Origin of the sequence: Rheinheimera sp. 4Y26, assembly GCF_025245835.1 — a bacterium.
GTDB lineage: Bacteria > Pseudomonadota > Gammaproteobacteria > Enterobacterales > Alteromonadaceae > Pararheinheimera.
This window is the reverse complement of sequence record NZ_JAOBWS010000002.1, coordinates 85314-108349: the sequence shown is the minus strand read 5'-3', so window position 1 is coordinate 108349 and position 23036 is coordinate 85314. Positions and strand designations below refer to the sequence as shown.

General features: G+C 49.8%; 19 protein-coding genes. 10 read left to right on the top strand and 9 right to left on the bottom strand.

Annotated features, from left to right (window positions below; genetic code table 11):
- The first annotated feature begins 82 nt into the window (after positions 1-82).
- The 5 genes from priA (at position 83) to N3Z11_RS04335 (ending at position 5460) form a co-directional block, all read left to right on the top strand.
- Positions 83-2299: a primosomal protein N' gene (priA, locus tag N3Z11_RS04355; protein WP_260655931.1), complete on the top strand. Its 2217-nt coding sequence runs from the start codon at positions 83-85 to the stop codon at positions 2297-2299.
- A gap of 154 nt (positions 2300-2453) precedes the next feature.
- Entirely contained in the window at positions 2454-2984 is a 531-nt protein-coding gene (locus N3Z11_RS04350; RefSeq protein WP_260655930.1) for an SPOR domain-containing protein, read from the top strand.
- 176 nt (positions 2985-3160) lie between these two features.
- Positions 3161-3679: an ATP-dependent protease subunit HslV gene (gene hslV / locus N3Z11_RS04345; protein WP_260655929.1), complete on the top strand. Its 519-nt coding sequence runs from the start codon at positions 3161-3163 to the stop codon at positions 3677-3679.
- An 11-nt stretch (positions 3680-3690) separates the two neighbouring features.
- Positions 3691-5022 (top strand): HslU--HslV peptidase ATPase subunit, encoded by a 1332-nt coding sequence (gene hslU, locus N3Z11_RS04340; RefSeq protein WP_260655928.1) that lies wholly within the window; start codon positions 3691-3693, stop codon positions 5020-5022.
- A gap of 69 nt (positions 5023-5091) precedes the next feature.
- Positions 5092-5460 carry a gamma-butyrobetaine hydroxylase-like domain-containing protein gene (locus N3Z11_RS04335; protein ID WP_260655927.1) on the top strand — a complete coding sequence of 123 codons (369 nt, stop codon included), beginning with the start codon at positions 5092-5094 and terminating at the stop codon, positions 5458-5460.
- Here the strand turns inward: N3Z11_RS04335 and N3Z11_RS04330 are convergent.
- From N3Z11_RS04330 to N3Z11_RS04315, 4 genes are all read right to left on the bottom strand, one after another.
- Positions 5457-6671, bottom strand: coding sequence for an HPP family protein (locus tag N3Z11_RS04330; protein ID WP_260655926.1), 1215 nt, complete (start codon positions 6669-6671; stop codon positions 5457-5459). The genes N3Z11_RS04335 and N3Z11_RS04330 overlap by 4 nt on opposite strands.
- Before the next feature lie 118 nt (positions 6672-6789).
- Positions 6790-8652, bottom strand: coding sequence for a methyl-accepting chemotaxis protein (locus N3Z11_RS04325; RefSeq protein WP_260655925.1), 1863 nt, complete (start codon positions 8650-8652; stop codon positions 6790-6792).
- Between the two features lie 93 nt (positions 8653-8745).
- A complete protein-coding gene (locus tag N3Z11_RS04320) occupies positions 8746-9273 on the bottom strand; it encodes a phosphatase PAP2 family protein (protein WP_260655924.1) in 528 nt (175 codons plus the stop codon).
- A 68-nt stretch (positions 9274-9341) separates the two neighbouring features.
- On the bottom strand, positions 9342-11348 hold the full coding sequence (locus N3Z11_RS04315) for a putative bifunctional diguanylate cyclase/phosphodiesterase (protein WP_260655923.1): 2007 nt from the start codon (positions 11346-11348) through the stop codon (positions 9342-9344).
- Positions 11349-11522: 174 nt separating this feature from the next.
- Between N3Z11_RS04315 and rraA the strand changes: the two genes are divergently transcribed.
- Together rraA and N3Z11_RS04305 are read left to right on the top strand one after the other, a co-directional pair.
- Entirely contained in the window at positions 11523-12008 is a 486-nt protein-coding gene (gene rraA, locus N3Z11_RS04310; protein ID WP_260655922.1) for a ribonuclease E activity regulator RraA, read from the top strand.
- Between the two features lie 24 nt (positions 12009-12032).
- Entirely contained in the window at positions 12033-13085 is a 1053-nt protein-coding gene (locus N3Z11_RS04305; RefSeq protein ID WP_260655921.1) for a formimidoylglutamase, read from the top strand.
- A 46-nt stretch (positions 13086-13131) separates the two neighbouring features.
- Here the strand turns inward: N3Z11_RS04305 and N3Z11_RS04300 are convergent, their stop codons facing one another.
- Together N3Z11_RS04300 and hutI are read right to left on the bottom strand one after the other, a co-directional pair.
- Positions 13132-14658 carry a putative bifunctional diguanylate cyclase/phosphodiesterase gene (locus tag N3Z11_RS04300; RefSeq protein WP_260655920.1) on the bottom strand — a complete coding sequence of 509 codons (1527 nt, stop codon included), beginning with the start codon at positions 14656-14658 and terminating at the stop codon, positions 13132-13134.
- Positions 14659-14724: 66 nt separating this feature from the next.
- Positions 14725-15963 carry an imidazolonepropionase gene (gene hutI / locus N3Z11_RS04295; protein WP_260655919.1) on the bottom strand — a complete coding sequence of 413 codons (1239 nt, stop codon included), beginning with the start codon at positions 15961-15963 and terminating at the stop codon, positions 14725-14727.
- Positions 15964-16143: 180 nt separating this feature from the next.
- On the opposite strand from hutI, the gene hutC reads away from it, so the two are divergent.
- Both hutC and N3Z11_RS04285 read left to right on the top strand, forming a co-directional pair.
- Positions 16144-16881, top strand: a complete 738-nt coding sequence (gene hutC / locus N3Z11_RS04290; protein ID WP_260655918.1) for a histidine utilization repressor — start codon at positions 16144-16146, stop codon at positions 16879-16881.
- A gap of 356 nt (positions 16882-17237) precedes the next feature.
- Positions 17238-19262 (top strand): methyl-accepting chemotaxis protein, encoded by a 2025-nt coding sequence (locus tag N3Z11_RS04285; RefSeq protein ID WP_260655917.1) that lies wholly within the window; start codon positions 17238-17240, stop codon positions 19260-19262.
- Positions 19263-19891: 629 nt separating this feature from the next.
- Here the strand turns inward: N3Z11_RS04285 and N3Z11_RS04280 are convergent.
- The 3 genes from N3Z11_RS04280 to N3Z11_RS04270 form a co-directional block, all read right to left on the bottom strand.
- Positions 19892-20494 carry a hypothetical protein gene (locus N3Z11_RS04280; protein ID WP_260655916.1) on the bottom strand — a complete coding sequence of 201 codons (603 nt, stop codon included), beginning with the start codon at positions 20492-20494 and terminating at the stop codon, positions 19892-19894.
- Positions 20495-20588: 94 nt separating this feature from the next.
- On the bottom strand, positions 20589-21395 hold the full coding sequence (locus tag N3Z11_RS04275; protein WP_260655915.1) for a hypothetical protein: 807 nt from the start codon (positions 21393-21395) through the stop codon (positions 20589-20591).
- A gap of 4 nt (positions 21396-21399) precedes the next feature.
- Entirely contained in the window at positions 21400-22305 is a 906-nt protein-coding gene (locus N3Z11_RS04270) for a thioesterase domain-containing protein (protein WP_260655914.1), read from the bottom strand.
- Between the two features lie 73 nt (positions 22306-22378).
- Between N3Z11_RS04270 and N3Z11_RS04265 the strand changes: the two genes are divergently transcribed.
- Positions 22379-23032, top strand: coding sequence for a hypothetical protein (locus N3Z11_RS04265; protein ID WP_260655913.1), 654 nt, complete (start codon positions 22379-22381; stop codon positions 23030-23032).
- The last annotated feature ends 4 nt before the right edge of the window (positions 23033-23036 follow it).

Here is a 23036-nt window from a genome sequence, read left to right as displayed (position 1 = left end):
CCGCACCAAGGCTGGAAAATAGCCCTGTTCAGGCAAGGCCGTGCTTTGTAAACTGCTGTTGGTTTATTGACGGAATTTGATTGTGCTGATTGTTCGGGTTGCCCTACCGGTGCCGCTGCGCCAACATTTTGATTATCAACTGGAAACTGACGATCCCACAGGGGTTAAGGTCGGTGCCAGGGTGTTGGTGCCTTTTGGCAAACGCCAGCTGGTGGGTATTGTCTGGCAAATTAATCCCATTGATAGTTTTGACAGCAATAGTTTAAAAAATGTCAGTGCCCTGCTCGATCCTGTGCCTGTGCTTGGGCCTAAACTCAGGGATTTACTCAGTTTTGCCAGCGACTATTACCATCATCCGCTGGGAGATGTGCTGACCAGCGCTTTACCCGCCTTATTGCGTGAAGGCCGATTGCTCGACAATGAAAAACATAAACTGGTGCGCTTAACAAACTGCGGCCGAGAGCAGCAACCTGAACTGTTTCGCCGTTCCGCCAAACAGCTGGCATTATGGCAGGCCTTATTAACATCAGATTTAACCGAAGCTGAAGTGCTGGCTGAGCACAGCAGAACCACGCTGAATCAGCTATTAGAGAAAAATCTGGTTGAGCTGGTCAGCGAACCTTTTACACCTTTTGTCCACCAGACAGAAAAACAAAAAGCACTGCAGCTGAACCCGGCCCAGGCACTGGCCGTCACAGCTGTAGTGCAGGCGCTTGGCAGTTTTAGCCGTTTTTTGCTGGAAGGTGTCACAGGCTCAGGTAAAACCGAAGTGTATTTACAGGCAATAGCGCCAGTGCTTGCCAAAGGCCAGCAGGTGTTAGTGCTGGTGCCGGAAATTGGTTTAACACCACAAACGCTGGCGCGGTTTGAAAAACGTTTTGCCGTGCCGATGCAAAGCTGGCATTCCAATATGACCGACAGCGAAAGATTACGTGCCTGGCAACGCAGCCAGAGTGGTGATGCGGCTATTACTATCGGCACCCGCTCGGCGTTGTTTTTGCCCTTTCGAAATCTGGGTTTATTGATCATCGACGAAGAACATGATCAATCGCTGAAACAACAGGACGGTTTTCGTTATCACGCCCGCGACTTAGCGGTGAAACGCGCCAGCATAGAGCAGTGCCCTATTCTGCTGGGTTCTGCTACGCCGAGCCTCGAATCTTTATATAACGTGCAGCAGAAAAAATTCAGCCATCTGCCTTTGCCGGAGCGCGCTACCAGTCAGCTGGTGCCACAAATAGAACTGATTGATTTAAAACAACAGGTGCTGAAACACGGCTTGGCCGACGGCACCCTGGCGCAAATGCGTCAGCATCTGAGCCGTGGCAATCAGGTGATGATGTTTTTAAACCGCCGCGGATTTGCACCAGCGCTGATTTGCCACGAATGTGGCTGGCTGACCGAATGCCTGCATTGCAGTGCCTTTACCACTTACCATAAACAAAGCCGTCAGCTGGTGTGCCATCACTGCGCAGCTACCAGACCAGTGCCGCACCAGTGTGGCGCTTGCGGCAGTACACAGTTGGCGCCTGTAGGTCAGGGCACAGAGCAGCTGGAAGAACAGCTGGCTAAACTTATTCCGGATTTTCCTATAACCCGGCTGGACAGAGACAGCATCAGGCGTAAAGGCAGCCTGGAAGCGCATCTGGCCACTATTCAAAGTGGCGTACCCCAGCTTGTTATCGGCACTCAGATGCTGGCCAAAGGGCATCATTTTCCCAATGTCACTTTAGTGGTGATAGTGGATGTGGACGGCGCTTTATATAGCAGTGATTTTCGTGCTGCCGAACAGCTGGCACAGCTGTTAACACAAGTCTCGGGTCGTGCCGGCCGCGGTGATGTAGCGGGAAAAGTGTTGCTGCAGACTCATTATCCGGGTCATCCGCTGCTGCAGGATGTGATTCAGAATGGCTACAGTGCTTTTGCCCGCAGTGCGCTCAGAGAGCGGCAACAAACCCAGCTGCCGCCTTATCAGTTTATGGCGATGTTTCGTGCTGAAGGTCTCGACAGCGCCATTTGTCAGTTATGGTTGTCAGAACTGCAGCAGATTTGTGCCGGGCAGATGCAGGCAGCAACACAAACAGCAGTACAAGCAGTACAAAGAGTGCAGTGGCTGGGGCCGGTAAAAGCGCCGCTGGAACGTAAAGCCGGTAAATATCGCTGGCAACTGCAGTTATTTAGTCCGGATCGTAAAGCTTTACATCAGCTGCTGGAGATGTTGCTTTCCCATATTCAAAAGTCAGCGCTCAGTCGCAAACTTAAATGGCAACTGGATGTGGACCCATTGGATTTAAGTTAAATGCTTTCAGTTAAAAACACCCTGTTAAAAATCAGGCGTCACTGTGCAGGAAAACAGCAACAGCGGCCGCAGACAAACTTCAGTCGTTTCTTTTTTGTCTAACTTCAGTAGAATGCCCTATAGCCTGTAAAAAAGTGTGAAGCAGTTTCCTGTTATGCCCCAGCAAGATTATGTCAAGGCCGCAAGGCCAGCCCCAAGAACCCGGAAAAAAGCCAATGCGCCGAAACCGGTTCCCAAGTTATTGATTGCAGCTGTGTTATTGCTGTTAGCCGTGTTTGGTTATTTTCTGTGGCACATCTCTCATCGCCCGGGCGCAGAACAACTGGCAGCAGAAGCGGCCGCAGCTCAGCCCGCCAAAACCGAAGTGCTGGACGAACTGCCGCAAAAACCGTCGAAAGAACCTTATACCTACATTGAAGAGCTGGAGACTAAAGAGGTTCAGGTCAAAGCGGATGAGTTGGAATCAAAAAAACCGGCCACTATGTATTGTGGTGCTTTTAAAACGCTGGATGCCGCCCAACAAACCAAAGCCAAAATTGCCTTTGCCGGCCTGACCGCCAGCATTAAAGAATCGTCAGGCAAATACCGGGTCGTGATAGGCCCATACGCCAGCCGCCGTCAGGCGCAAAACGATAAAAATCTGCTAAAACGACAAAAAGTCGCCGACTGCTGGATCCCACTCTAATCAAAAGCCTGAGTACAGCCTTGTTGCACTCAGGCTCACAGCAACACCGCTCTACCTCTTCAGTATGACCACCTAAGCTATTGTGCTGCTGTAACTTGAAAAACCCTCCAAATGCCCCTATTTCCTGAAACAGTGCCCGCTTTCAGGCTGAATACAGCCGTTTAAGAAGAGATATTATGACCACAATAGTTTCTGTACGCCGTAATGGTCAGGTTGCCTTAGGGGGTGACGGCCAGGTGACCCTTGGTAATACCGTAATGAAAGGCAACGCCCGCAAAGTACGACGGCTTTATCATGGCAAAGTGCTGGCTGGTTTTGCCGGTGGCACAGCCGACGCTTTTACCTTATTTGAACGTTTTGAAGCCAAACTGGAAATGCATCAGGGCCATTTAATGCGCGCTGCGGTGGAACTCGCCAAAGACTGGCGCACCGACCGTATGCTTCGAAAACTCGAAGCATTATTGGCGGTGGCCGATGCCAACTGCTCGCTGATCATTACCGGTAATGGTGATGTCATTCAGCCGGAGCAAGACTTAATTGCCATTGGCAGTGGTGGACCTTTTGCTCAGGCTGCCGCCAAAGCACTGTTGGACAACACCGAACTGAGCCCACGCGACATCGTCGAAAAAAGCCTGACTATTGCTGGTGATATCTGCATTTACACCAACCAGCATCACACTATTGAAGATTTGTAAGAAGGTCCGTTATGTCTGAAATGACCCCAAGAGAAATTGTCCATGAGCTGGACCGTCATATTATTGGCCAGCAGGATGCCAAACGTGCTGTGGCTATTGCCCTGCGTAACCGCTGGCGCCGCATGCAGCTCGACCCGGCACTGCGTCAGGAAGTCACACCAAAAAACATTCTGATGATAGGCCCAACAGGCGTGGGTAAAACTGAAATTGCCAGACGCCTCGCCAAACTAGCCAACGCGCCTTTTATTAAAGTGGAAGCCACTAAATTTACTGAAGTGGGTTATGTTGGTAAAGAAGTGGAAAGTATTATCCGTGACCTCACTGACAGCGCAGTAAAAATGGTGCGCGAACAAGAAGTGGCAAAAAACCGTTTCCGTGCTGAAGAAGCCGCTGAAGAGCGCATTCTGGATGTGTTATTACCCCGCGCCCGCAATAACTGGGGTGAAGTGGAAAGCTCAGACAGTGATGCCAACACCCGGCAGATTTTCCGCAAAAAACTGCGTGAGGGTCAGCTGGATGACAAAGAAATTGAGCTGGATTTAGCAATGCCTGCCATGGGTGTGGAAATTATGGCGCCACCAGGCATGGAAGAAATGACGCAACAGCTGCAAAGTATGTTTCAGAATTTAGGCTCGGATAAAACCAAAAAGCGCAAACTGAAAATTAAAGACGCGTTTAAGCAACTGGTGGAAGAAGAAGCCGGCAAGCTGGTGAATCCGGAAGAACTCAAAGCCAAAGCTTTAGAAGCAGTTGAACAAAACGGCATTGTTTTTATTGATGAAATTGACAAGATTTGTAAACGCGGTGAAACCTCAGGCCCGGACGTTTCCCGTGAAGGGGTGCAACGGGATTTACTGCCACTCATCGAAGGCTGCACCGTCAACACCAAACACGGTATGGTCAAAACCGACCATATTCTGTTTATTGCCTCAGGCGCTTTCCAGATGGCCAAACCTTCTGACTTAGTCCCTGAATTACAAGGACGTTTACCGATCCGGGTTGAACTGCAACCGCTGTCAGCCAGTGATTTTGAACGTATTCTGACCGAGCCCAAAGCCTCGTTAACCGAACAAACCATTGCGATGTTGGCGACCGAAGGCGTGAAGTTAAGCTTTAGCAAAGATGGTATTGAACGTATTGCCAAAGCGGCCTGGCAGGTCAATGAAACTACAGAAAACATTGGCGCCCGCCGGTTATATACGGTGATGGAGCGGCTGTTGGAAGAAGTGTCATTTGAAGCTGCCGACCATACCGGCCAGACCATACTGGTAGACGGTGCTTATGTTGATGCCCATCTGGAATCTGTGGTGCAGGACGAAGATTTAAGCCGCTTTATTTTATAAGCGGCATAACCAGCTGCAAATTGTCGCCAAGCCCGTTGTGACGGGCTTGTTTTTGGAAAGGAAAAACAGATGCACCAGGTGACAAAATTACATTACCACCGCCAAAGCAAAATACTGGAGGTGCATTTTGCTGATGGCCTTTGTGCCAGCTTCAGCCCGGAGTTTTTGCGGGTATTGTCACCTTCTGCTGAAGTGCGGGGCCACGGCAAACCCAGACTGGTCAGCCATAAAAAACAGGTCGCTATCAGTCAGATTTTACCTGTGGGTTTATATGCCGCCAAAATTGTGTTTGATGATGGCCATAACAGCGGCATTTACAGCTGGCCTTATTTACGCGAGTTGCACCAGAACCGTGAAACTTTATGGCAGGACTACCTGGACCGGCTGGCGGCAGCCAATAGCAACCGCGAAGCCAGTCTGAATATCAGGCAGCTTTAAGCGCTGTTTTTGCCTTCACTGCATGGTTGCAGCTGTAACTGATACAAAGCGGCAATTAAATCGGACTGACTAATCAGGCCACACAGCCTCTGCTGTTGATCCAACACCGGAACATGATGTAAGCCAAGATCGGACAACAAAGGCACCACGGCCACCACCTGCTGCTTCTCCGTCACAGTCACCACCTGCTGCTGCATCAGAGACGACACCGGCCGCTGTTGTTGTTTGTGATCTGACTGTTGTTGCCAGAACTTGCGGAAAAATCCAATAAAAAGCCCGTAGTCATGCAGCGGCATTTCTTTGAGGAAATCCACCAGCGAAATAACACCCAGCAGCTGCTGCTGTGCATCCACCACCGGCAGCAGCTGAATTTTATGCTGGCGCAATAACTGCCAGGCTTTAAAAAGTGGTGTGTCGGCAGTCACTGTGATCAAATCACGCGACATAATGTCTGCACACAATAAATCCTGATGTTGTCTGGCAAACGCATGTTGCTGCGCCTGCTGATATAACAACTCCAGGTCCTGCTCTCGGATATCCATCACTGTGTCGGCATTATTAAGCGCCGACATTAAATCATCAGGCTGCACCCCAAGACGTTTTAACGGCGGCGGGTCCTGATGCTGATGCACCGGGTCAAAAGCCTGGGTAGGCGCAGCTAAAATGGCTCTTTTTAACACCAGCTTATTGAGCAGCAAAGCCACACAGAACATCACCAGCATATTTAAACCCACCGGATACCACAAAAAATCCAGCGACAGCAGGCCCTGCTGCGATGCAATCACCGGCACCAGTGCTGTGGCCCCGCCCGGCGGATGCATACATTCACACAGGTACATAAAAAACAGCACCAGACCTATAGTGACTGCGGCCATCAGCGCCAGATCGGTGAACAGATGCGAACAGGCAAGACCAATACAAGCTGGAATAAAATGTCCGGCCAGAAAAGACCAGGGTTTGGCCAGCGGGCTGTTGGGCAGCGCAAATAACAACACAGACGAAGCCCCCATCGAGGCGAGCAGTACCACGGCAGCATCTTTAGCACTGAGCTGAAGGCTAATTTGGGTCACCAGATAAAGCGCCACTGCAGCACAACAGGCAACTGTCAATCTTTGTGACAACGGCAGCGCTGAAAGTTTTTGGCTGTCCGCATTTTTTAAACCCAATCTGGCCAGCAATAACTGCCATTTTGACCAAGGAGCAGAAGACACTTGTGTTGTTTCCAATCAGATAACAGAGGGCGCCTATGCTAACGCCTGCGGCCTTAATTACCAGCAAAAAAAACCGCAGCCAGGCTGCGGTGTATGTAATCACTATCAAAGGTTGTGCTTAAGCGCGGAATTTATCCACGGTTTGGTGCAAACGGGCTGCCTGCTCAGCCACTTCTTCACTGATTTGCGCGTTGTGTGTGGCTATCACCAGTGATTCCTGGGAAATATCGCGGATACGCACCACATTTTTATTCACTTCAGAAGCCACATGGCTTTGTTCTTCAATAGCGGTAGCTATCTGAGTGGTCATATCCATAATGGTGCTGACATCATGGGTAATAGTGGCCAATAGCTGACTGGCAATACCGGCTTGTTGCACACTGGAACTGCCTTGCTCACGACAGCTTTGCATGGTTTGAACTATGGTTTTGGTGCGGCCTTGTAAACCAACAATGATCTGTTCAATTTGCCGGGTTGAGTCGGCAGTACGTTGCGCTAAGCTTCGCACTTCATCGGCCACCACAGCAAAACCCCGGCCTTGTTCGCCGGCGCGGGCAGCTTCAATCGCAGCGTTCAGCGCCAGCAAATTAGTTTGTTCGGCAATACCGCGGATCACATCCAGTACCGAGCCGATAGTAGCGCTGTCTTTCTCCAGTTCGGCCATCACAGAGGCAGCCTGCTGTAATTCATTGGATAAACTGGTAATACGCGCCACAGTTTGTTCTACTTCTTTCATGCCGTCGCTGGCATTTTTATTGGTAGCTTCGGCTTTACTGGCGGTGTTTTCGGTATTGCCGGCAATTTCATCAATAGTGGCGCCCATTTCAGTCACGGCTGTGGCCACCATGTCAGATTCCATCTGCTGCTGACTCATGCCTCGACTGGTGTCTGAGGTAGATTGCGCCAGTTCAGCTGTGGCCTTGTCGAGCATTTCCAGCGCCTGATTCACACTGCGTACTAAATCCTGGATATCCGACAACATCTGGTTAAAGTCTTTGGCCAGAGTGGTCATTTCATCATTGCCACTGACTTCCACCCTTTGGCGAAAATCGTTATCACTGCGAATAAGACCGATAGTGCGGCAGACATTGGCAATAGGCTGCAGAATACTGCGGCTGGTCATCAGCACCAGTGCCATCACGGCGACCAACACCAGTACAAAAAGTGCAAAAGCCAGGGTTCTCGTGGTAGTAACCGCAGCTTCAACCGCTTTTTGTGCAGCCTCGCCCATATTCTCCAGACTTTGTTCCGTTTGATGAATAGCAGCACGCATACTGGCCATCACACCTTGTTCCTGGTTTAACCCAATTTCCTGTTGACCAGCCACCAATGCATGAAATGCCTGCTGATAAGCACCGGCAGCCTGCATTAACTCAGATGAGACGCCAGCGTTGCTGAGCAGGCTGGTAAAACGGCTAAATTCTTGATCAAAAGCATCGAGATATTTTAAATCCAGCCGCAACATAAAATCTTTTTCCGCCCGGCGAAGCTGCAGCAAACTCACCAATAAAGTGTCGTTATTGACCTGCTTAAACTGTTGTTCCAGCTGATGGGCGGCGGCCCTTAATTTGCCATATAAACCACTTTGATGATCAAGCCCCACCAGCTCGGACAGCTCAACCACTTTTGTGAACTGCTGCTGATAACTGTCGGTCTGACGGCTGAATTCTTCCAGCGGCTCAGTGTCAATGCCAGCTTGCTGTAAACCTTGTTTTAAATGTTCGCTGTGCTGTTCAAGTTCGGTGTGGGCCTTTTGGTATTTATCGCGATAGGACAAATCTTTACGCATCAGAAAATCTTTTTCATGGCGGCGCAGTGTCAGTACATCGGTTTTTAAATTGTCGATATCCAGTCGCAATTCCGCCAGCGCACTTTGCTGCGCACTCTGATAAATCAGCAGGGCCAACATCACCAACATAGCCAGACCTACCGCCAGGCCATTAAGCAATAACCGTTGTTTGATGGAAAAATTACGCAGCATATCAAGATTTCCTGATGGACAAATGAAGGCATAAGTATAAGAAATAAAAGCTAATATTGCTGCATAAAAACAAAAAAACTGTAAATGTATACACTATAGAAACAAAACCGTCTGCGCCAGCAGTACAGCCAGCAAACCAAGGGCAGCACCGGCACAAACATCCCCCGGGAAATGCACACCGAGCAAAATCCGGCTCAGACCAACACAAAGCGCCCAGGGAAAAACCAAAATCAACCAGAATGGGGCTATTATGGCCACCACACCAAGCAATACAAAAGCGCCGGCGGTATGGCCTGAAGGTAAACTAAAACGATCAGAAGGCAGGATGTGCGGCTGAAAATGCCCCTGCCACAACTCAGCCGGACGGGCACGGCGAAACAGGTTTTTCAGCAGGATATAACTTGGTAATTCAATACCATAGGCCACTGCAAGCAACAGAATAAACTCAAGCGCAGCCTCCCCCTGAAACAGCCACAACAACAACGCCAGCAGCGCATAAGAAGGACCATCGGCTGTTCTGGAGCAATACCGGCGCAGCGGTGCTACTGTGCTGCTACCAAAACGCTGAAACAACCAGCTGAAAAAAAACTGATCAAAAGCAGCAAGCCTTGCAAGTTTCATCAGGCAATCCATTCAGCTTCAGACTAAGGTCAGCCTAGCCGCCTGAGATGACAAACAAATGAATGTGTTTAACCTGATGTTTTGCGCGCCAATAAGGCAAGCGCTTCGGCTTCGGGCAGAGGTTTGGCAATCAGGTACCCCTGTACCGCATCGCAGGCCATATGGCGCAGCAAACCAAGCTGATGTTCATCCTCCACCCCTTCGGCCAGAATACGTTTGCCAAGGCCGTGTGCCAGCGTGATCATGGTTTTGACAATCATCATGTCTGAATCACTGCCAGCCATATCGGTAATAAAACTGCGGTCAATTTTAATTTTGTCGATCGGCATTTTGCGCAGATAACCCAAAGACGAATAGCCGGTACCAAAGTCGTCAATCGACACCCGAATGCCCATTTGCTGCAGCTCGGTGACATAGTTACGGCCTTTGTCCATATCGCCCATGGCTGTATCTTCGGTAATTTCCAGCTCCAGCATGGAAGAAGGCACCTGATAATGCTCTAAAAGCTGCTGAATTTTCAGCTTTAAACCTTCCTGCTCAAAATGAATGGGCGACATATTGACCGCCACCGGCAGCATAATACGTTGTTGCCGCCAGCGTCCAAGAGTAGCAACCGCCTGCTCCAGTAAGGCTAAATCCAGCCGTTGACTGAGCCCGAGCTGGGCTGCCGCAGGTAAAAACTGCGCCGGCATGATTAACCCCCGCTCTGGATGTTGCCAGCGTACCAGGGCTTCAAAAGCGTCAATACGCTGCTCACGCAAATTCCACTGTGGTTGGAAATACAACACAAACTGGCGCTGCTCTATGGCCAGCAATAATTCTTTTTCCAGCAATAACAAGCGGGCGGATTCTTCTTCCATTCCACTGTGATATTGCACCCAGCGCTGCTGCTGTCTTTTGGCCTGATGAAAGGCAATATTGGCTTTTTGCAGCAAAGTTTCGGCGTTGGCCGCATGCTCCGGATACATTGCCAGGCCCATACTGGCGGTCATTTTTAGCTGCACGGTCTCAAAAGCAAAGGGTTTTTCAATTTGTTGTTCAATATGTTGCAGCGAAAACTGCCGCTGTTTTTCGCTGTGAGCTTCAGTCAACACCAGGGCAAAAATATCGCCGCCGGTACGGGCAATAAAACGGGGTTTTAAAATACTGGCTTCAAAACGGCGGTTCACTTCCCGCAAAATGCGGTCACCCTGTTTTAAACCCACAGATTCGTTGATGGTTTTAAACCTATCCAGCCCCACCATCACCAGCAGCAATGGTTCCTGCTGCTGTTGCATCAGCAGATTTAATTCCTGCAATAAAGCATCACGGTTCAGGGCTCCGGTTAAATGATCATGGCTGTCCAGGTAACGGGTTTTGGCAGTCAGTTGCAGGTTGGCGGTTCTTTCATCTTCCTGTAGCCAGATAATCAGCCCAAGCCCCAGAATGGTTTGGCAAAATAGTTCCAGATGTTTGCTGACCAGAATCACCCGGTTTAGCGTGTCACCGGTGCCAAACCAGACCGACAGCATAGCCACCACCACCAGCTGAAAACCCCAGAGTACAATGCTGCTGGCCACCAGCTTAGTGACAAAAATTTTTCGTTGCAGTGAAAACAACCAGATGCCGGCCACAAACAAAGCGGCGCCAATAAAAAACAACCTCAGGTTAACCTGCAGATAATGTTTCCAGGGACTTAGCTCGGTATCAAAGGCAAATAACAACACTGAAAATAATGCAATCAGGCCAACCAGCCAGAGCAGCTGATTCACAGTACGGGAGGCGATACGCTCCGAGGTCACAGCTTCACGCACCCCAACCAACACCCAGATAGCAAAGGAATAACAAGTGAAAATATAAATAAATTCAAATATTTGCCGTAAATAAAATGCGCTGACCAGCTCGGTAGCAAAGTAGGAGTAACAGCTGAGGCTAATGACATAAAGCGCCAGTACAAAAAATGCGACTGACCAGGATTTCAGATAGTGCCGCTGATAAATACGGTAAAAATGCCAGAGTACCAGACTCAGCACCAGTGCCAATCCAGCCTGAATCAAAAACAGCGACAATCTGGCCAGAATCAGTTCAGTGCTCAACCCACTTCACCTAATTTATTTTCAGTTATGGATAAAAACTACCACAGCAAATGCGGATTTGCACTCAGGCACCCGCATAATTTGCAGCACGCTCTGGCCGACAACAAGCTTGAGCTTCGCTCCGATAAGTTTATACTGTGCACTGGATCAATGACTTATCAGGCGGACCAAGCAATGCAATACAATACTTCCGAATTATGTGACTTGTATGCTGACATGATTGACGTGGTCGAACCGCTGTTTGCCAATTATGGCGGACGCCGCTCGTTCGGCGGCATGATCCAGACCATTAAGTGTTTTGAAGACAATGGTCTGATCCGGCAAGTTCTGTCTGAGCCCGGGGTTGGCAAAGTATTGCTGGTGGATGGCGGCGGTTCAGCCCGCCGTGCCTTGTTAGATGCTGAACTTGCCGTCATGGCCGCCGAAAATGGCTGGGAAGGTGTGGTGTTATACGGCAGTGTGCGCGATGTCGACACGCTGGAAGACTTTGATATTGGCATTCAGGCGGTGAATGCCATTCCGGTGGGCGCTGATGATCAGGGTTTTGGTGAAGTCGACGTGCCTGTTAATTTTGCCGGTGTCACTTTCCTGCCAGGTGATCACCTGTACGCCGACAGCACAGGCATTATTCTGTCTGCCGAACCCCTTGATATTGAATAACAGACTAAAACAACCGGAAGTTCAATGAAAGAACTGCTCATCCGCTATCAGGCCGCCACTTTGGCGGCCTTTCAACAACAGCGCAGTGGTGAAACCCGTTTGGGCGAAACCCTGCAATTTGCCGATGCCACTTTACCTTTAGCCGACGCGCTGCGTCTGGCCAAAGCTGCAGGTGTGCGTTATGTGCTGCTGGGTATTCCGGAAGATATTGGTCCGCGTGCCAATTTTGGCAATGGCGGCGCCGACTTAGGTTTTCAGGCATTTTTAAAACGTTTTGTGAATCTGCAGGCTAATCCCTTTGTCGATGGCCGGCAAATTCTGCTGCTGGGTGAAATAAAGCTGCAGGACTTACAACAACAAAGCGTCGCACTGCAAAGCCAGGATGCAGAACAGCTGGCGACTTTGCGCAGCTTATGTGCCCAAATAGATGAAAGAACCACGCCTGTGCTGCGCGCTATTTTCGACGCAGGTTTAACCCCGCTGGTGATAGGCGGTGGCCATAACAATGCGTTGCCACTGCTGAAAGCTTTAGCGCAAAGCAGCGGCTCTCAGGTCAATGCGGTGAATCTGGACCCACACTGCGATTTTCGTTTACAGGAAGGCCGCCACAGCGGTAATGGCTTTAGTTATGCGTCGGCTTTGGGTTATTTAAACCGCTATTTTGTATTGGGGCTGCATGAGCTGAAAAACTCAGCCACTGCCCTTGCCCAGTTGCAGCAAGCCGGCGCTGCTTATTGCAGTTATCAGGATTTATACCTGCATCAGCGCTGTACTTTTGACGAGGCAGTGGCAGAGGCCATCCGGTTTGTCGATCAGCAGCAAACCCCTGTTGGCATTGAACTGGACACCGACAGTATCAGCATGATGCCGGTCAGCGCCTTCACCAACTGTGGCGTGTCGGTGCGTGAAGCCGAGCAGTATGTGTATCAGCTGGCAAAACTGCCACAAAGCCGTTATCTGCATCTGGCAGAAGCTGCACCGGCCCAACATCCGGCCGGTCTTGCTGCCGGTATGTCAGAAGCAGGTCAGGTTCTAACCGCCTTAGTGCTGGCTTTTATACAGGCAAGAAACAAATAAAGCGCTGAAAATCAGCGCTTTATTTGTTTTTTAACCGGCAGAACAGTTATTGGTTTTTCTGGTGAAACCACTGTTTTAACCAGGATGGTAAACCGTGCAGCGCAAAAGGTCTGGAGTATAAAAAGCCCTGGCCACGCTGACAGCCCATTTTTACCAGCCGATCCGCCACCGCCTGCTCTTCAATTCCTTCAGCCACTACAATAAGCTGCAGATTTTTTGCCACATCCAAAATAGCGCCAGTGACTGCAGCCTGGGTGTCGGAACGATGCAAACCGGCAATAAAAGAACAGTCTACCTTCACCTGCTGCACCGGCAACTGGCGGATATAGCCCAAAGACGACAAACCAGTGCCAAAATCATCCAGTGCCAGCGCGACACCCAACTGATGCAAACGTTGCAGCACCAATAAGGCTTTTTCCGGATCACTCAGCAAAGCCTGTTCTTTAATTTCCAGGATCAGCTGTTCCGGCGGCACCTCAGCATCTTCAAGCATCTGTTGAAGTTGCTCTACCAGCTCCATCTGCATTAAATCGCTGCTGGCCAGATTCACCGCCAGCGCAATCTCAAACCCCTGCTGGCGCAGCTGCTGCAGCGTTGTTATCGCCTGCGCTAACACCCATTGGGTTAACGGATAAATCATGCCCATTTCTTCGGCCATCGGCAGAAAGTCTTTGGGTAATAACAAACCTTTGTCCGGATGTTGCCAGCGCAATAACACTTCAGCGGCGACGACTTGTGAGCTATGTAAATCCAGCTGCGGCTGCACGTCCAGCTGTAACTGGTGCTGTACTATGGCGTCGCTGAGCTGCGACATCATCAGCAGTTTGTCGTCGGTGTAACTCTGCATTTGCGGGTGAAACACCTGGGTTTCACTAAAACGGTACAGGTGGAATTGCAGAGCCTGATAAGCTTTGTCCATCAGTTCATTAAGCAGGGTACCGTGTTGTGGATAATGCGCCACGCCACTGGCAATCCGGTATTCGATAGCACAACCATGAATGAGCAAAGGCTCAGGCACTTGTTGTTCAATACGCTGTGCCAGATATTCGGCCTGATGCTGTTTACGCCCGGCATGCACCCAGGCTGCAAAATCAACGCCGCCCAAGTGGGCAACAGCTGCGTGCTGGCTTTGCCATTCCAGTTTCAGCACATCGGGATCATTGACCAGCTGCTGATTGATGCGGGCGGCAATTTGGGTTAATAACAGGTTGGCGTTACTGCGGCCAAGCGCTTTGTTGATATGCTCAAAATCTTTGATTTTTAATAATAATAACGAATAGTGTTGCGAAGGATCCCGTTGCAGTAAGAGTTTGATTTGCTGCTCAAATGCCAGTTTATTCGGATAACCGGTGATTTCGTCATGCAGCATCCTGAATGGATCCGGCAGTTGCTGCACAGTCTTGATATAAGCCTGCAGACTACGATTATGACGCTGACTTCTGAGCAGCAAAAATAACAACAGCAAGGATGTCAGCAGCAACAGCGGCAATAACCAGTCGGCATAAGCAGTTAAGCCGGACAAAGCCCAGGCCGGCGCAGCAAAAAAGGCAAGGAGCAGCCAGACAAATTTCAAAATTTACTTCTCATCAGACGCTGATACTTTCAGCTTACTCTGTTTGCTTATTTTGTAAAGCCGCGCTCAGCGCGGCATTGCTGTAATTTTACCATTAACAATCAACTGCTTAAGCTGAGAAACCCCAAACTGGTAACAAAGTTCTGCCGGCTGACTGATAGCATAAAGGGCAAAATCGGCTTTTTTACCGGTCGCCAGCACACCTCTGTCTGTTTTACCCAGCGCTTTGGCGGCATGTACTGTTATCCCCTTCAGCGCCTCTTCCGGTGTTAACTTAAACAGAGTACAGGCCATATTCAGCATTAGCGGCAGGTTGCAAAGCGGCGAAGTGCCCGGGTTTAAGTCGGTTGAAATCGCGATCGGCACCTGATACTGGCGCAATAAACCAACAGGCGGCATTTTGGTTTCACGCAGGAAATAAAAAGCGCCAGGCAACAGCACTGCAACAGTACCGGCAGCAGCCATCGCCTTCACGTCATTTTCCGTCAGATATTCAATATGATCGGCCGACAAACCGGCAAATTCAGCCACCAGCGAAGCGCCACCCAAAGCCGATAATTGCTCAGCATGTGCTTTGACCGGCAAGCCCAGACTTTGCGCTTTTTCAAATAACAACCGGCTTTGTGCCACTGAAAAACCAATACCTTCACAAAACACATCCACCGCATCGACCAGACCAAGCTGATGTAACGCCGGCAGCATAGTCTCAACCACCAGTTTGATATAACCGTCACTGTTGTTGGCGTATTCAGCAGGCAAGGCATGGGCGCCTAAAAAGGTTTTTTCAATAGCGATGGGATGATGTTCGTCCAGCAGTTTGGCCACTTCAAGAATTTTTTGCTCACTCGCCAGGTCCAGACCATAACCTGATTTGATTTCAACAGTAGTCACCCCCTGGCTCAGCAGTGCATTCAGGCGGTCTTTGCCAAGCACAAACAATTCTTCATGAGAGGCGGCGCGGGTGGCGGCGACAGTTGATTTTATGCCGCCTCCTGCTGCCGCGATATCCTGGTAACTGGCACCATTTAACCGCATTTCAAATTCATTGGCACGGCTGCCGGCATACACCAGATGGGTATGACAATCGATAAATCCCGGCAATAACCATTGGCCCTGACCGTCATACAAAGGAGTGCTGAGTAAATCACAAGGTGGCAGCTCAGCTTTAGGGCCACACCAGGCAATGATGCCGTCTTTAACAGCCAAAGCGCCGTCGCTGATAGTGCCGTAAGGCTGGCCATTGTCAGTCATAGTGGCAAGCTGAACATTGTGCCAGATGGCATCAAACTGATGGGGTGCAGACATAAAAACTCCATAGCACAGAACCATAAACAAAAGCCAGGCAGTACGTCATATGCTGCTGCGCTCATCATTCATTTAACAGCAAATAATCTAACCTGAAGCTCTTGTATATACAATCAACAGCAGTTATTTTTTCCGTTACCAGAGCACTGAATCAAGACGACGCAATATAAGGCTGCCGCGATGCAAAATAACCAGGAGCGCAATCCACCAAAATTCGCTGCTATTAAAGAGTTTATTTTCAGTCAGATAGAATCAGGCAGCTGGCCTGAGCACAGCAGGGTTCCCTCAGAGAACGAATTATGCACCCAGTTTGGCGTTAGCCGGATGACCGCCAGGCGCGCCTTGCAGGAACTGACAGAACAAGGGGTGTTATACCGCACTCAGGGGGTTGGCAGTTTTGTCGCCAGTGCGAAATCACAATCGGCGCTGCTGGAAATCCGCAATATTGCCGACGATATTCAGGCGCGTGGTCATTTTCACTCTGCTGAACTGGTGCAATTAACTGAGCTACCCTGCCCGGCAGTGGTCGCCACAGCTTTGGGATTAAACCGCAACGACCCGGTATTTTTTTCATTAATAGTGCATTATGACAACCAGCAACCGCTGCAATTAGAAGCGCGTTATGTCAATCCACAACAAATTCCTGATTATTTAAAGCAGGATTTTGTGCAACAAACCCCGCACGAATATTTAAGTGCAGTGGCACCTTTAACTGAAGCCGACCACCTGGTTGAAGCTGTTTTGCCCGATGACTTCACCTGTAAGTATTTGAAAATTCAAAAAACTGAACCTTGCCTGCGGTTAACCCGCCGCACTTTCAGTCGTGGTGGCGCTGTGAGTTTTGCTTATCTGACTTCAGCCGGCAGCCGTTACCGGCTGGGTGGTCATCTGAATATCAAACCTAACCACAAAAATTAACCGGAACATTCAGCCATGGCGGCCGTTTTAGCCGCTGAAGCACTGCTGAATACTCTTTCCTTAAGCTCTGGCGGCCTTAAACAAAAACCGGTACGGCAATCAATCTGTTCCCATTTCTTCAGATCACCGGGTTTAAAAAACCGGCGCTCAGGCTATGCTTGTTTCTAACTTCGTCAATCTGAACAAAAAATCTGGTTTTAGCCCACAAGACACTGCTGCTGTTTGCAGTTTTTCTAATCAACTGGCTAGACCAGCGTTGGTAACTCTGTTAATTTCCGAGGCCGGTTTTTGACCAAAATGGCAATGCCGCTCATAAAAACATAACGATAAAGATCAAGATCAGGGTAAACAGACACATGAAACTAACTGTTGCGCACAAAGTGAGCATTGGCTTTGGCTTTATTGCCTTGTTGTTGTTAATCGCCAGTTTGTCGTCACTCTGGAGTTTTGCCGTGGTGTCTGACGCCAGCGGCAGAGTGAACGAGATTGCAGTGCCAGCGCAGCAACAAAGTAACAATGCCCAGATCCAATTACTGAAACTCGCCAAACTATCCGCCCTTGGTTTTACCGCCGAACAGGAAAAAGACATCAGTAAATATCAGGCCGATTTTAATCAGGCAGAACAGCAATATCAGCAGAGTTTCAAAGCACTGCAACAGTTATTACAACAAGTTCCGCAGCTGAATAAACCATTGCAGCAAGCCGGCAAAGACTACAACAATTATGTAGCCGCCGTGACTTTAATGTTTCAGGCTAAACAACAAAGCCTGCAACAGGCGAGAACCGCCGCAGCTGAGCTTGCCACCCTGGTACAACTGATTGACGATGCCGGCGCGACTTTGCTCGATATCTCTTATCTGGAAGTTGCCGGAAAAAAACAACAGATGGAACTGATAGCCGGCGCTGCCGGACGGGTTGATGGCCAATTATTGGCACTGATGCAAACCTTACGCGAAACCGGTGCTTATACCGACCTGTCGCAACTGAGCGAAAGCCAGCAAAACATTGAGTTTGCGCTTAGTGATATGCAGGGCAATCTGGATTACATCAATAATCTGGTCGCCGAGGTGGGTGCGCAGCAGCTGTGGGACGATTTTAACGCCCAGCTTGGCGATTTTAAAAACCGCATTGCGGCCGCCGACAGCCTGGTGGTGCAAAAACAGCAACAACTGAAAGCACTGGCTGAAGCCAGAGCACAACTGGCGGCTTCCGAGCAGGCGGTAACTCAGGCGGTCACAGCGCTGGATCAGGTACTGACAGGTGCAGGCCAACAATTTAACAGCCTGCAGGCGGAAATGTCAGACACCTTAAGTTTTGGCACAGCCCGCACCTTTGTGCTGATGCTGGTGTTGATTGCACTGGCCGGCGCCGCCGCTTACTTTACTATTAATGCCATGTTGCGACCGCTGGGCAGCATTAACAAGGTGCTGGGTGAAGTGGCGGCCGGTGATTTAACCCGTCAGCTGAAAATTGAACAGGATGACGAATTTGGCGCTTTGTCAGCCAAAGTGAATAGCCTGATCCTGGCGCTGCGTGAGCTTATTTATGGCATCAGCGCCAACGCCAGTGAACTGCAACAAAGCTCAGCTTTGTCACGCAGCGAAGTGAATGAAATTCACCAGGCACTGGCGCAGCAACAGCAACAAATTGCTGCGGTGAATCACACCACAATGCAGCTGGAAGAAAATACCCATCAAATTGCCAGTCAGGCGCAACTGGCGGTCAGTGAAATGCAACATGCATTAAGCCAGAGCCAACTGATTGACACCATCTCAGGCCAAAACAGCAACCTGATCACCAGCCTGGCCAGCCAACTCACTGAAACGGCCGATATCATGCTGAAAGTAAATGATCAGTCCAATAATATCGGCAGCATTCTGGCCACCATCCGCAGCATTGCCGAACAGACCAACTTACTGGCACTGAACGCCGCTATTGAAGCGGCCCGAGCCGGTGAACAAGGCCGTGGTTTTGCCGTTGTGGCGGATGAAGTGCGCTCGCTGGCTGTACGCAGTCAGGGTGCCACTGATGAAATCCGCCAGATGATTCAAACCTTGCAACAACAAAGTACCGCCGCTGTGCAGGCGATTAGCAGAGGTAAAACTGCTGCTGATACCTGTGTTGGCCATAACAGCGAACTGGTGGCGTCATTAACGGGAATTAATCAGGCGATTACCCAGATGCATGGTATTAGTGCAGTGATTGCCGATGCCACCGACAATCAGCTGCAACTCGGCTCTGCCATTGGGCAGAATATGAGCCGGATGGTCGAACTGGCGCAACAAAGTAGCGACAAAGCCAGCCGGACTTTAAATCACAGTGATGCGGTGGCACAAAGCGCCGACACACTGCAGCAGTCCATTCAAACCTTTAAAATTTAAGCTGGTAACAAAACAACGCGGGTTCATTTGGGCAGAGATGGAATACAGCACGTCGGCTGAAGGTGGTTGTTATCTCATCAGACAGCCAGGTGTTAAATTCAACCTGGCTGCACAGCATAAAAACTGCCAGATAACATTCAGGCTTCTGCTCAACCCCAGCTTTATCAGATACCGCACCCCATGTGTTGCTGTCTATTTTGTGTCATCACCTGATACTGATTGCTACCCGTTGTTCTCTGCCACAACAACAACTCTGCTGCCGGTTATTTTTCCATCAGCTGGTTGTTCGAACATCGGGAGCAGCAATGGTACCAGCAACTTTTTGATGCCAAATACAGTATGCGGCAGCTTATTCCAGGCAACAAAATAAAAAACCGGCTGAGTTTTAAAGATTAGATTTAACGCAGATTTACATGACAGGTAGTTGCTCACACCAGTCAAAACGGCAAAAACACCGATCACGTAAAATTCAGCGATTCAAAAGAAAAAGGCTGGACTGAGTCCAGCCAGGCAGGAAACGTTTTTTATCCAACCCTGGATTTATGTTGTTCCTTTCATCGATAACGCCTCTGCATATTGCCAAAATAGAGACAAAAAAAACCTGACGAAAACTTGATATTGTCAGCTTCTCAGCAGATTGCCGTACTAAAATCGTCACTGCCAAGTTGCCGGGCCAGGCTCGAAAAATCAGTGGCCCGGATATTGGCCTCACGGGCAAATATTTTGGCTTGTGCTGTCATCGGCTGTAATGAAATGACTAAAGCGCCATCACACTGATGGATTAACATCAGCTGGAACAGCTGACACAACTGATCAAGTCCGGGTTCAGTATTCAGACAAGGGTAAAGCTGCAACAAGAACCGGTAGCCGCCATCGTTATACAGATAAAGCTCGCTGCTGCCACTGCTGCCACTGAGCGGTTGTAATAAGCCGGCATATTGGCGGAAAAACAGCTGCTGTGCAGTCAAGAACTGCAACTGCCTCTCAGCATCGGACTGAAAAGGCTTGCGTTTTAGTATATTTATGACAGAAGGTGTCGCCACAAATAACAATAAATTCAGCAATACCGCAAGCGCCGTAGCCAGCATAAAAACCCACCAAATCCAGTCTGCCCGCCAAAGGCTGCCAAGCCAGTCCCATCTGACTTGCTCCTGCAACAATACATAGGCAGATCCGCTAAAAAGTCCCAGCAGCACCACAAGAGTCAGGCCTAGCATCCATTGATTTGACATACTACCACCCAGATCAGAATAGGCTGACAGTATGCTTTGGTGTGAAGATCGAGACTTTATTACTACATGATAAAAAACTGATAAATCATAAAGATCAACAATATGGCAGCGCATGTACCGGTGATGAAAACCTATAACAAAAACCGGGCACACTTTGGCTATAAGCGGCTGAAACCACTCTTGCCACCTCACTGCCTGATGCAAATTGCGGTGCAGCTAAGCCCTGACTTTGGGTTGCGGCGGTATAAAACTGTTGTTTGGTTGGATGTTCAGGGCTGCACAAATTAAAACAATCGGTCGCAGGCTGCTGTTGCAGTAACTGGATGATAAAAGCGGCAATATCGGCCGCATGCACCATATTCACCGGCAACTCAGCACCTTGCAATACACGTCCGCTGCAGAATCTGGCAGGGTGACGACCAGGGCCAATCAAACCGGCCAGACGTAACGTAACACAAGGGTTTACCTGCTGTAATTCCTGTTCTGCCAGGCGCAAAAACCTCGATTTGGCATCGTCCGCCAACACTGATTTTTCGCTTACTTCTCCTGCCAACCCTTGATAAACACCGGTACTGGAGCAATGGATCAAGCCACGCACCCCGGCCTGATTTGCAAGCTGAGCAACGTTACGTAACAGCAACAGATAGTCTTCCTCACTGCGTGTTTTAGCCGAGGGTGGCAAAGCACAAATAACCCAGGCATCCTGCCAGATTTGTTGTTGTGCTTTGCTTAAACAAAGCTGCGGCAGCTGCAGCAGCATAGGCGTGATTTCTACCGGTAACTGCAACAAAGCCTGCTCTGACTGACGGCTGCCATACAGCTGATAACCAACCCTGGCCAGGCTGACGCCTAATTGCTGCCCCAACCAGCCACAGCCGACGATCACAATTTTACCGCGCATCAAATCAGTTCCCATGTTTTGGCAACACCACAAAACGGCCTTCAAATTCCGCCACCACCTGATCAGCATCCAGCAATTCGACACTCAGGCTTTGCCGGACTTTTTTGCCCTGAGCCAAGGCCTGCAGACTGCCGCGCACCTGCAACAAACTCACTCTGGCCCTGGGCTGATTTTTCAGTGGTGCCAGATAGCGGATACGACCATCGGCCAGCACTATGTCACCGTCTAATCCCAGACTCTGCAATTGCAGATACACCAGTCCCCATCCAGTCAGGGTGCCCAGCGCATAAATGCTGCCGGCAAACATGGTGTGGTGCAGGTTCTGATTAGGCGCTAATGCCGCCTGACAATAAAGTGTGCTGCCATCAAATTTTTCAATACCAAGCTGCATATAAGCCGACAGCGGAATAGTTTGATGCCACAGCGCCACTAAGGTGTCGCAGCTTTGTTGATAACTCTGCGGGTTACCCGCTACACGCAGGGTTTTCCACATCTGCTGATGGGCAATACCATAGAGCGGTGGTTGCTCAGCGCCATGTTGATAACCGGCTTGCTGGTAAAACCCGATGGCACTTTCTCTGGCATTAAGGATCAACAAACTGGCACCCTGCGCTACCGCTTGTTGTTCCAGCTCCTGTAGCAGTAAAAGCCCGAGTCCCTGCCCTCTCGCCTGCTCGGCCACCGCCATATAACGCACCTGGGCTTTTTCTGCATCCACCAGATGCAAACGCCCGACGGCCAGAACTTCACCGCCTGAGCTTATGATCATCCGGTGTATTGCTTTATCTTCCAGCTCATCCCGCTCAGAGCCGGGTGGTTGTAACCAGGGCGCCCTGAGCACCTGATAACGCAGTTGAAAATAGGCCTGCCATTGAGCTTCAGTCTGCGGCGCGATAAGCTGCCATTTCATCGGTTTTTCCTTCTATAAAAACAGCTTTATTCGCCAGTACGGCGTTCAGCTGTCCAAGCAATTTGGGGGCATTGTGGAGCAAAGCAACAATGAAACTCAAGCCATACTGTACTGGCGGCGCTTGCCGGCACATCAGGCACAGCCAGAGCTGAGCATTCAGGTGCTGCAGGATCACGGCTGCCGTTATCTGTTGTTAAATGGTCAGCGTCAGGGCCAGATGCAACTGCAAAACCCCGCTGCTGTAACCTACCCTCATCTGAAATTGCTGCTGCAGTTACTGGAATCTCTATGCTGGCGGCATTTATTACAACTCGGCCTTGGCGCCGGTGAATTCAGCCGCGCTGTAACCAGCCGCTGGCCGGAGCGGCAACTCAGTACTGTGGAACAAAACGCCATTATCGTTGAGGTTTATCAGCAATTTTTTCTACCGGTAAAAACCGAACAACTACTGTGCACAACAGCCCAACAATTTTGTCTGCAGGCACTGGCAAAGCAGCTGTGTTATGAAGTGATTTTTGTTGACCTGTACCCCTGGCCCGCAGACTGGGCCTGGTTATTACATCAATTAATGCAATTGCAAAGTCCACCTGGCGTGATATTGCTGAACCTGCCGGCACCGGAGTTTTTGCCATTAGTGCAATCTTTTGCCAACAAGGTCAATTACCGGCTGCAGATCTTTGAGGTGGAAGGCTATCTGAATAAAATTCTACAGCTGCGCGCTGAATAACAAT